General features: G+C 59.3%; 2 protein-coding genes. Both read right to left on the bottom strand.

Annotation, left to right across the window (positions count from 1 at the left end; genetic code table 11):
• Positions 1 to 10 precede the first annotated feature (10 nt).
• On the bottom strand, positions 11 to 439 hold the full coding sequence (locus tag AW06_RS19365) for a hypothetical protein (protein ID WP_034953763.1): 429 nt from the start codon (positions 437 to 439) through the stop codon (positions 11 to 13).
• A gap of 65 nt (positions 440 to 504) precedes the next feature.
• Entirely contained in the window at positions 505 to 993 is a 489-nt protein-coding gene (locus AW06_RS19360; protein ID WP_337958811.1) for a putative metalloprotease CJM1_0395 family protein, read from the bottom strand.
• Positions 994 to 1733 lie beyond the last annotated feature (740 nt).

Genomic DNA, 1733 nt, shown 5'->3' with positions numbered 1-1733 from the left:
TTTGCGGAGATCACCTTAAACAGGTGCTTACATACACCCGTCGCCCACGCTTCCCGTGCTCGAAGAACAACAGATAGGCGCCGCCGATCAGTGGAAGCAAGTGGTAGTGGCTCATGCTGAGAAATGGACCCGTCACGCCCTCGAGTGCAATCATGCCGGCAACGACCGGAATGACGATGCAGAAATAACTGTGGCCGGCAAGTCCGAGTTGACCTCGGCAGAGACAGAACCACACCCAGGCCCCCCCGCAGACTGAAACTCCCTGCAGGATCAACGTTAACCAGTCGCCCCGCGTCAGTGCAACAACACTCCATGCCATTGCATAGGCAAGCAGGAATCCGACTCCGGTATGCAACAAGCGCAGCGCCCGGCGGCGGCGATACTGGCGAAATTCGACGTCGGTGTAGACGTATTCACCCAAGGCACTGCGGTTACTCATCTCGCCTCCTGATTCCTGTCGGCCGACCTCGGGAAAACGGGTGCATGCAGGCAGGATGGCGGATCTCAGGCGAAAAGATCAATGGCCGACCCCGACGATTGCTCGCTCGCAACAGCATCGGTATAAGCAGCCAGCGTCGGCTGGCCTGTCGTGCCGGATGTGTCGTTCCGGCTGACACTGGTGTTGCCCTGGGTTGCCAGCTCCATTCTGGCCTGCATCGCCATGCGCGTAGCCATGGCGGCAACCTGCCGGTCTTGACCAGAGGGGTCGGTGGGAGCCAGCGCAGCAGCCCTGATCTGGTCTGCCTTGGCCAGAGTTTCAACGGGTGTGCGTCCGGGCGACGTATCAATCCCGACTTCACCACCCATTGCATAACGTTGCCCGTCCGGGCCGACTTCGTAGGTAAAACTGGCGCCACCGCGGACCAGGCTGCCGCCGGCGGCGACATGCGCCATTTCGTGAGCGCGTACTTCGCGGTCGCGTTGCCGCAAGACCTGTAACTTTTGCAGATCGGCTTCGGAGAGTTGGCCGTCTCCTTGGCCCCTGGATGGCATGCCGGGTTTCCTGTGTTCGCTCGTGCCGTCCGCTTCGGCACGCGATGCGGCATCGCCATCGGATGCCGTATCCCGACCCGATAGTGATGCATCAGGACGCTCTTGACGTACGGCGGTGAATGTACTGCTTGGCGACAGGCTGGCGATCATTTCTCGACCCCTGCTCTCTGTGGTCAAACGCCCACAAGTTTGAAACAAGATATTGACCGAACCCGCGGCAGTTCATACGGATCCAGATCAAGGCTTCGAGTCCAAACGACATTTAAAGTATATACGCCTTGCGGGCCTTGATCGTCCAAGTTCGACAGATCGAAGATAACAATCTGATTCCTTGAGCTTTTGTTGTGTCACTACAGAACCCGCCAACGTACAGAAATCAATGAGTGAAAGGCCAAAGTGTCGAACTCGGGTGATCATCGTTCCGGCCATTCCCGCTACGCCGCAACCTGCATCAGATAGGGTTGCTTGGGCGGTCTGGTCGTCAGCGCCCTGGTCGTGGGGCAGTGACATGCGCTGGAGTAGCTACACGAACAGCGTTTCGTGGGCACAACCAAAGAAGCGCTCGGTGGCGGCCGTGCTGCCGGCGCAGCCGATGGGTAACCGTTCACGCCCCCCAGCAGATGGGTGGCCAGCCCCCACGGCGGTGCCTGCGGACGCACGAAGCGGCTCTTGAGCTCTTTGTGCCGGAGCACAGTCCCTCCAGAAGCGAGTAGGCAATTGGTCTAAGGTGATTTCCTCAT

Source organism: Candidatus Accumulibacter cognatus (assembly GCF_000584975.1).
Classification (GTDB): domain Bacteria; phylum Pseudomonadota; class Gammaproteobacteria; order Burkholderiales; family Rhodocyclaceae; genus Accumulibacter; species Accumulibacter cognatus.
Note: the sequence above shows the minus strand (reverse complement) of the source record. Positions and strands in the feature narration are given on the sequence as shown.